The 8,602-nt window shown below is 65.2% G+C and carries 10 protein-coding genes; 1 reads left to right on the top strand and 9 read right to left on the bottom strand.

What is annotated here, in order from left to right; all coding sequences use genetic code 11:
* Positions 1 to 192 precede the first annotated feature (192 nt).
* The 5 genes from QGG75_02635 to QGG75_02655 form a co-directional block, all read right to left on the bottom strand.
* Entirely contained in the window at positions 193 to 603 is a 411-nt protein-coding gene (locus QGG75_02635) for a GFA family protein (protein MDP6066143.1), read from the bottom strand.
* 3 nt (positions 604 to 606) lie between these two features.
* Positions 607 to 1,584: a 2-hydroxyacid dehydrogenase gene (locus QGG75_02640; protein ID MDP6066144.1), complete on the bottom strand. Its 978-nt coding sequence runs from the start codon at positions 1,582 to 1,584 to the stop codon at positions 607 to 609.
* Entirely contained in the window at positions 1,581 to 1,919 is a 339-nt protein-coding gene (locus QGG75_02645) for a P-II family nitrogen regulator (protein ID MDP6066145.1), read from the bottom strand. Before QGG75_02645 ends, QGG75_02640 begins: the two co-directional genes overlap by 4 nt.
* 33 nt (positions 1,920 to 1,952) lie before the next feature.
* Positions 1,953 to 3,206 carry an ammonium transporter gene (locus tag QGG75_02650; protein ID MDP6066146.1) on the bottom strand — a complete coding sequence of 418 codons (1,254 nt, stop codon included), beginning with the start codon at positions 3,204 to 3,206 and terminating at the stop codon, positions 1,953 to 1,955.
* Positions 3,207 to 3,323: 117 nt separating this feature from the next.
* On the bottom strand, positions 3,324 to 4,427 hold the full coding sequence (locus QGG75_02655) for a YeeE/YedE family protein (protein MDP6066147.1): 1,104 nt from the start codon (positions 4,425 to 4,427) through the stop codon (positions 3,324 to 3,326).
* Positions 4,428 to 4,697: 270 nt separating this feature from the next.
* Here QGG75_02655 and QGG75_02660 point away from each other — a divergent pair, with 270 nt between their 5' ends.
* Positions 4,698 to 5,198: a DsrE/DsrF/DrsH-like family protein gene (locus QGG75_02660; GenBank protein MDP6066148.1), complete on the top strand. Its 501-nt coding sequence runs from the start codon at positions 4,698 to 4,700 to the stop codon at positions 5,196 to 5,198.
* Positions 5,199 to 5,252: 54 nt separating this feature from the next.
* Here QGG75_02660 and QGG75_02665 read toward each other — a convergent pair whose 3' ends face one another.
* From QGG75_02665 to QGG75_02680, 4 genes are all read right to left on the bottom strand, one after another.
* Positions 5,253 to 5,999: a TIGR02186 family protein gene (locus QGG75_02665; GenBank protein MDP6066149.1), complete on the bottom strand. Its 747-nt coding sequence runs from the start codon at positions 5,997 to 5,999 to the stop codon at positions 5,253 to 5,255.
* On the bottom strand, positions 5,999 to 6,919 hold the full coding sequence (locus QGG75_02670) for a sulfite exporter TauE/SafE family protein (GenBank protein MDP6066150.1): 921 nt from the start codon (positions 6,917 to 6,919) through the stop codon (positions 5,999 to 6,001). Before QGG75_02670 ends, QGG75_02665 begins: the two co-directional genes overlap by 1 nt.
* A gap of 156 nt (positions 6,920 to 7,075) precedes the next feature.
* Positions 7,076 to 7,423: a metalloregulator ArsR/SmtB family transcription factor gene (locus QGG75_02675; protein ID MDP6066151.1), complete on the bottom strand. Its 348-nt coding sequence runs from the start codon at positions 7,421 to 7,423 to the stop codon at positions 7,076 to 7,078.
* Positions 7,424 to 7,575: 152 nt separating this feature from the next.
* Positions 7,576 to 8,602 (bottom strand): hypothetical protein (locus QGG75_02680; protein ID MDP6066152.1); only part of this gene is annotated, 1,027 nt, incomplete at its 5' end.

Consider the following 8,602-nt stretch of genomic DNA (forward strand, 5'->3'; position numbering starts at 1 on the left):
GCCTGTTGACATTTAAGGGATTCCCAAGAGCGTCAAAAAGTGATTCAAACTTCCTTTTGCAAGGAGGTTTTGATGAACACGGGACGTTTCGTCATCAGGGATGAGGTCTGGGAAAAGGTTTTCCCCCAAGCTATGCCGCAAACTTGAGCCTCGTCGCCACCATGATTGATTTGCGTTAATTGTCAACGGACCCTAGTCCGCGTTCGCTGTCGTCGGGTGCTGCGGCAGGCCGTCGTCGAGTTCGATCCAGGGCAGCTTTTCGGCGCAGTAGACGTGGCCCTGGGGCTCCAGCCCTTCGGGCGCGTCGGCGGTGGCGGCGAAGATGTGGATCTCGCCGGGCCAGCGCTCGGATTGGTAGCTCAGCGAGGTGCCGCAGCGGGCGCAGAAGCCGCGCTGCACCCCGGGCGAGGAAGCGAACGAAGCGGGCTCGCCGCTGAGGTAGACGAGGTTTTGGCGGGCCAAGCCGACGTAAGTGGCGAAGGCGGCGCCGCTGGCGCGGCGGCACTCCCGGCAGTGGCAATGGGCCACCCACAGCGGTTCCTCGGCCCGATAGCGCACGGCACCGCAGAGGCAGCCGCCTTCTATGGTGATGGGGTTATTCATGGCTCAGATCTCCGGATGCACCTGGTGCAGCAAGGGTTTGCCGGCCATCAGGCGTTCGATGTTCTCGGCCACGATGGCGAAGCGGCGCGGCATCAAGCCCTCGGTCCAGCCACAGCAATGCGGCGTCATGACGACGTTGTCGAGCTTCTCGAAGGGATGGCGCGAGGGCTTGACGTCTTCGTTGCCGATGTCGGCGTAGTGGTACCAGACGTCGATCACGGCACCGCCGATGCGGCCCTGGCTGAGCGCCTCATAGAGCGCGTCCTCGTCGACGATGAGGCCGCGGGCGACGTTGAGCAGTACCGCCTGGGGCTTCATCAGGGCCAGGCGGTGGGCGCCGATCAGGCCGATGGTGCTGGGCTCCTCGGGACAGCAGACCAGCACGTAATCGGCCTCCGGCAGCATCTCATCGAGCTCGTCGATGGCGCCCAGCCTGTCCGGCGCCGGATCGAAGTCCCGCGGCCGGCGGGTAACGGCATGGACGGTCATGCCGAAGGCCCGGGCCCGCTGGGCCACGGCCCGGCCGATGTTGCCGTAGCCCACGCAGACGATGGTGCGGCCGGCCAGTTCGGGGCGGAAGGGGCCCATCAGGCGCGGGCTGTCGGACCAGTCGCCGGCGCGGAATTTGGCGTCTCGTGCGGGCAGTTCGACGATGCCCTGCAGGATGGCCGACATGACGTACTCGCTGATGCCGATCTCGTGCTCGAAGGAGTTGCACACCGCGCAGCCCTCGGGCACCGCCGCCATGTCCACCGAATCGAGGCCCGAGTTGGGCAACTGAATGAGCCGGGCCCGCGGCGCCGGCGGCTCTGCGGCATCGAAGCGCACGCTGACGATGACCTCGGCGGCGGCGAAGTGGGCGGCCTGCTGCTCGGCCGGGTCACCGGCCAGGGTGCCGGTAATCTCGATGCGGTCGCCGAAGTGATCGTGCAGCAACTCTCGCCCGCGCTGGGCGATGGGGCCGTAGAGCAGGACCTTCACAGTGCTTGGTCGTCGGTCTCGCCGGTGCGGATACGCACCGCCTGCTCGAGGTCGAGGGTGAAGATCTTGCCGTCGCCGATCTGGCCCGAATGGGCGGTCTCGCGGATGCACTCGACAACCCGCTCGGCCATCTCCGCCGCCACCACCACCTCGAACTTGACCTTGGGCACGAAGTGGACGACGTACTCGGCACCACGGTAGATCTCGGTATGGCCCTTCTGGCGCCCGAAGCCCTTGACCTCGCTGACCGTCATGCCCTGGACACCGAGTTCGGTCAGACCTTCGCGCACCTCGTCGAGCTTGTGCGGCTTGATGATGGCCATGATCAGTTCCATCGCTGCTGCCTTTTGCGCTGTCGCCGAGGGGGCTTAGATTTCGTAGCCCCGTTCGCCGTGAGAAGTGATGTCGAGGCCTTCGATCTCGTCTTCGCGCTCGACTCTAAGGCCCACCAGGGCGGTGCAGATCTTGACCAATACCCAGCTGGCTGCGCCGGCCCAAACCACGGTGGCTGCGATACCCAGGAGTTGGACGCCGAGCGCCTGGCCCACCGTCATGCCTTCGGCCAGGCCCATGCCGCCAAGAACGGGAAGCACCAGGATCGCGGTCAACATGGTACCGGTCATGCCGCCGATACCATGGACAGCGAAGACGTCGAGGGAATCGTCTATTTCGAACTTCTGCTTGACCGCCTGCACGGCGGCGAAGCAGAGCAGTCCGGCGGCGACGCCGATGACCAGCGCCCCGAAGGGACCGACGAAACCCGAGGCCGGGGTGATGGTGGCCAGGCCGGCGATGGTGCCGGTGACCGTGCCGATCAGGCTCGGCTTGCCGAAGCGAACCCATTCCATGACCATCCAGACCAGCGAGGCGGTGGCGGCCGAGATATGGGTCACCAGCATAGCCATGCCGGCGCTTTGGTCGGCGGCCAGGGCGGAGCCGGCGTTGAAGCCGAACCAGCCGACCCACAGCATGGCGGCGCCGATCATGGTCATGCCGGGATTGTGCGGTGGCTTGACCTCGCCCGGGAAACCGACGCGGCCGCCCAGTGCCATGGCGACGACCAGGGCCGAAACGCCGGCCGTGGTGTGCACCACGATACCGCCGGCAAAGTCCATCACGCCCATTTCAGCCAGCCAGCCGCCGCCCCAGACCCAGTGCGTCACCGGGGCATAGACGACGATCAGCCAGAGCGCGCTGAAGAGCATGACGGCGCCGAATTTGATGCGTTCGACATAGGCCCCGACGATCAACGCCGGCGTGATGATGGCAAACGTCATCTGAAACATGAAAAAGACGGATTCGGGAATGCTGCCCGAGGCGGCATCGCTTCCGACCCCGGCCAGGAAGGCCTTGCCCAGGCCGCCGATCCAGGCGTTGGCGCTGCCGCCATCGCTGAAGGCCAGGCTGTAGACCCCGGCGTACCAGAGCACCGAGGCCAGGCAGGCGATGACGTAGCAGTGCATCAGCACCGACAGCACATTTTGGGTCCGCACCAGGCCGCCGTAAAAGAGCGCCAACCCGGGCAGCGTCATGAACAGCACCAGCGCCGTGGCGGTGATCAGCCAGGCCGTGTCGCCGCTGTCGATAGCGCTTGCCGCCAGCGCCTGGTTCGGCAGCAGCACGAGTATTGCCGCGACCCAGAACCCGGCGCGCCGGCATTTAGTCAATAGCTGTTGCACGGTTTTTCGCCTCCCCCTTTTTTTTGTCGGCGGCAATTGAAGCAGAAACGGCCCGTCGCTTCAATTGCGCGCCAGCAGAACCCGCAAAATCCCCGCCAAACTGCCCTCTTCGAGATACCTTATGCCGAGCACGCCGCCGGCCATGATGGCCAGCCAGGCCAGCAGCGATCCCAGGGCCAGCGTCGACATGCCGGTGATGCCCTGGCCGATGGTGCAGCCCAGCGCCAAAATGCCGCCCACCCCCATCAGCGCCGCGCCGATCAGGTGGCGCGCCATATCCTCGACGCCGGCGAAGGCCTCGAGGCGGAACTCGCGGCCCAACAAGGCGGCCGCCAGGGCGCCGGCGATGACGCCGCCGATCAGGCCGACGCCGAAGTTGACGGTGGCGCCGGTGAAGGTCATCAGGTACTGCACGCTGTCGGCCGTCGAGGAGACGAAGGTCACCGAAAACAGCGGCACCGGGTCGAACTCGTCGTTGCCGATGACGCCGGTGATCAACCAGCCCGCCGGTACCGTCAGGCCGACGATCAGGCCGGCCGCCAGGTGGCGCGGCGAGCGCCGGAATTGGGCGTCCTTGAAACACCACCAGGCCAGAGCCCCGGCCACCACGATGGTAAGGCCGCTGCGCAGCACGCCGTCATCGAGGCCGCTGGCCGCCGCCAGCAACTCGACGATGCCCTGCGACGAGAAACCCGCCGCGCCCAAGTCGATCATGGTGGCCGCCTCGAGCTCGACCCGGGCCAGGCCAAGGAGGCCCCGCAGCGTCATGTAGGCGAAGACGCCCATGACCAGGGCGACGACCAGCGATTTGAGATTGCCGGCCCCCAGCCGCACCAGGGTGCGGTTGCCGCAGCCGCCGGCCAGCGTCATGCCGAAGCCGAACAGAAGCCCCCCCAGGATGGCGCCCAGCCAGCCCAGGTTGGGGCTCAGGTAGATCGACTTGCCCAGATCGACCAGACCGGCACCGTGCAGCCCCTGGCTGGCCACCAGGGCCGTAGCGATGGCCAACAGCCAGGCCCGCAAGCGGTTGTAGCTGCCCATCAGCACGGCGTCCGAGATGGCCCCAATGGTGCAGAAGTTGGTGCGCTGCACGGTGGCACCGAGGATGGCGCCGAGCGCCAGACCCCAGGCCGCGACGATGGTGGTGACGGGAATCTCGTCCATGCCGGCGCCCCCTTTGCTGTGCCGCCGCTTGTACGCACAGGGCAATTCTTCGAGGTATTTATGCCGAGGTATTTATAGGGAGGGCAGCGTCCATGACAAGGGTGGTACTGAAGGTAAAACGAGGCTCGGCCGCGCAACATTATTGCTCGCAACGTCGTGACTATCGCATAATATTCTGGTTTGCTAATATACTGGCTGGATTGGTCTCATATGACCCGGCCGGTGCTGTCAGTGCCGGCCTCACCTGCGCACCGGGAGGGGAGCGAAACGATGACCGACACGACCCTGGAAAATGCCAAAAGCATGTCCCTGATCGTCACCAAGGGCAGCCTGGATTGGGCCTATCCGCCCTTCATTCTGGCCACCACGGCCGCCGCCATGGGGCTCAACGTCTCGATGTTCTTCACCTTCTACGGCCTGACGCTACTGAAGAAAAAGCTCGATCTGGGGGTCACGGCGCTGGGCAATCCGGGCATGGAAATGCCCATGATGGGCATGCATATCGGCATGCCGAACGTGATGTCGATGATCCCCGGTGTCGACGCCATGGCCACGGGCATGATGAAGAACCTGATCAAGAAGAAGGGCGTCGCCTCGATCGAGGATCTGCGCACGGCGGCCGTCGAGTCCGACGTCACCATGATCGCCTGCCAGATGACCATGGACCTCTTCGAATACGATCTCGACGACCTCATCGAAGGACCCGAGCTGGGCGGCGCCGCAACCTGGGTTGAGATGGCCACCCAATCCGACATCAACCTTTTCACATAATTGCCAGCTTTTGCCCCTGGGGGAGCGGCTGGCCGGGATAAATCTTGAAATGCTTTAGACCTTGCGGAATACCGCGCCGGCCAGCCATCCCGCGGCCAGGGCGATGAGGATGGCGGCTAGGCCGTAGGTTGCCGGCTGGCTGTGGGCGAAATCGAAGACCGCACGTTCGAGGCCGGTCTTGCGCACGAAAAGCGGCGTCATCTGGGCACCGACGATGTGGCCGTCGCGAACGACATAGATTTCCGCGGTATAGGATCCCACCGGCGTTTTGGCGGGAAACTGCACCTTGGTGCGGAACAGGCGGTTGCTGAGGAAGGCGACCTTGCCTTCTTCCTCGCGAAAGAACCCCTGCTTCTGGTGGTTGCGGATCAGGGCCTCGCGAAACGACACCGCCTCTAGGGGATCGACGCCCTCGGCCTCGAGGATCAGGTTCTCGACGCCGATCCGTTGGCGCGCCAGCACCCTGGCCGAGGCGATGTCGGCCAGGATGCGGTTGGCATGTACGGCGTAATAGCCGGGAACCTTGACGAAGGTGGCGGAATCACGATTGATCCAGATGCCGCCGATGCGCCGCTTCTGGCGCACCAACACGCGCTGGGGCGGCCCGCGCACCACGACGATGACGTCGCCGCCCTCTTCGCGGGCGCCAAACAGCAAGAGCTCGGCCCCGGCATAGCTCGATGTGATAGCGATCAAGTGCGACGAAAGATCGGCCACCAGGTCCTGGGCCGCCGCCGGGCGCAACGGCGAAATTAGCACTGGGGCCAACAGCAGGCAGATGAGGCCGGACCGGGCCAGCATCACTCACCGCCCCGGAGCGGCAACACGGTGTAGAGATCGTCGGGCGTGACCACCAGATCGAAGGCCAGCTTGGCGCAGACCGCCAGCACCAACAGCGCCAACAGGCCGCGCAGTTGCTCGCCGCGCAACAGCGCTCCCACCCGCGTTCCCACCTGGGCCCCGACCACGGCGCCGGCCAGCAGCAGCATGGCCAGCATGACATCCACGGTCTGGTTGTTGATCGAGTGCAGCAACGTCACGTTGGCCGTGACGAAGATAATCTGAAAGAGCGAGGTGCCGACCACCACCGAGGTCGGCATGCCGATCAGGTAGATCATCGCCGGTACCATGATGAAGCCGCCGCCCACGCCCATGATGGCGGCCAGGAAGCCGACCACGGCGCCGACGATGAGTGGCATGATGACGCTGATATAGAGGCGCGATTTGTGGAAGCGCATCTTGAAGGGCAGGCCGTGCATCCAGTGATGCTGATGGGCCTTGCCCAGGTTGCCGCTGCGGCGCCGCCGCATCAGGGTGCGCGTGCTCTCGACCGCCATCAGCGCGCCGATGGTGCCGAGGAAGACGACGAAGGCCAGCGAGATGACCAGATCGATCTGGCCCAACTGGCGCAGCTCCTTGAAGACCCAGGCACCCAGCGTCGAGCCGACGGCGCCGCCGACCAGCAACACCCCGCCCATCCTGAGATCGACGTTGCCCCGCCGCCAGTGCGCCAGCGCACCCGAGACCGAGGCGGCGATGATCTGGTTGGCCTCGGTGCCCACGGCCACGGCCGGCGGCACACCGATGAAGATCAGCAACGGAGTCATGAGAAAGCCGCCGCCGACCCCGAACATGCCGGAAAGAAAGCCCACTCCCGCACCCATGCCCAGCAGCAGGAAAATGCTGACGGACATCTCGGCGATGGGAAGATAGATCTGCATCCTAGCTGTCTAATGCGGTACTAGCGGTACTAGCGGTACGGACCCGGCCAACAACGCCGCCAGGCTTGCGCAGGAAAGTTTTCCGTGTGGCGGCGTCCCCGTTCTCAAGTCCCCACCGCTCGGCCGCCGCCAGCCGGGTTGCAGGTTGCTCGATGTCTACTCGGCAGCGATGCCGGGGTCAAGCGGGCCGTCTTCGCCGCCCTCGCTCTCGCTTTCGCAAAACAGACCGTAGAGTGTTTCGATGACCGCCGTCGCATCGTTGCCGACCAGCGAATAGTGGATGGTCTGGGCCTGGCGCCGCGTAGTCACCAAGCTGTCGTTGCGCAAGCGCGCCAGATGCTGCGACATGGCCGACTGGCTGAGGCCGATCAGGGACTCGAGCTCGCTGACGCTTTTTTCGCCATCCGCCAGTTGGCACAGAATCAGCAGGCGGTGCTCGTTGCTCAGCGCCTTCAGCAGGCGGCTGGCACGCCGGGCATTTTCCTGCATGTCGTCGATCTGCATGGCGCTAGTCTCAATAAATAGGGCAGTCAAGTCAATCGGCAGTCGTTGCAGCCCGATCGAATCTTCGTGAAATCTTGGTGATTTCCTTGGCGCTACTGGGCCAAGCATTCCGGCCCCGTCCCGGACCTGCCTTGTCGCCGGTCAAGCGGCGGCTATTTTTTCGCGGCAAAAATTCCCGAGGCCTTGTAGTCGGTGCCGCTGAGCTGGAAGTGGCCGCCCATCTCGGCCGCATCGTCGCTGCTGCTCTTCATGAAGGAGCCCAGGAACGAGCCCGAGTGGCTGGTCCCGGTGATCGAGCCGGAGAAGGTGTTGAGCGACGTGGAATTGGCCGCCAGGGTGGCACCGCCCAGGGTGTAGTCGCTGCCATCGAAGCTGTCGAGATGGCCGGTCGAACTCGAGGGGCTGGAGAAATTCATGGTGTAGCTCCACTCGCCCACCGCCTGGTAGACGTTGGGCGTGGTGCCGGCGATCACCGTGCCGATGGCGTGGCCGGTGTAGGTGGCGCTGCCGGTAAGCGCCGAGATGGCGGCGTGGGTAGCGATCTCGCCGGCCACCCAGTTGCCCAGGTGGAGCGCCCGCTCGCTGCCGTCCGAGAGTTGGAAGGAGCCGCCCCAGAAGCCCCACACCAGGTACTGGCAGCCACAGAGCGAAACGCCCGAGGGGATGAAACCGCTGCCCGTGAGCTGGCTCTCGTCGGCCGTGACCAAATACATTTCCTCGTCCGATACGGTTTGGGCGACGCTGCTGACGGTGAAGCTGACGGCTTGCGTCGAGGTGCCCGTCTCCAGGCCGGCGCCGAAGTTGAAGTCGTCGATGAAGGCGCTTTCGCCCGACGAGGTGGTGGTATCGCCCGAGAAGGCCCCGGTGTCGTGGTCGCCGAAGTCCGCGTCCAGTTCGTCGAAGGTGGAGGAGAAGGAGTCGCCGATGTCGATCGAGGCCTGCACTTTGTTGGTGGCGATGCTGGTGCTGATGTCCACGTCCTCGGGGTCCGGGTTGCGCCGCCCGTGCCAGCAGTCGTAGATGTCCACCACGCCCGCGGCGTCCTGGGCCGCGGGGAAGTGGGCCACGGTGTGCACCAGCAGGCGCGCCACCCCACTCCGGCAGGTCTTCCAGGCGCGCTCCACCTCGGGGTCGTCGGCCACCTTCCGCAGCATGCGCAGCACGTCGGCCACCCGCCGC

The organism is Alphaproteobacteria bacterium (genome assembly GCA_030740435.1).
Lineage (GTDB): Bacteria > Pseudomonadota > Alphaproteobacteria > UBA2966 > UBA2966.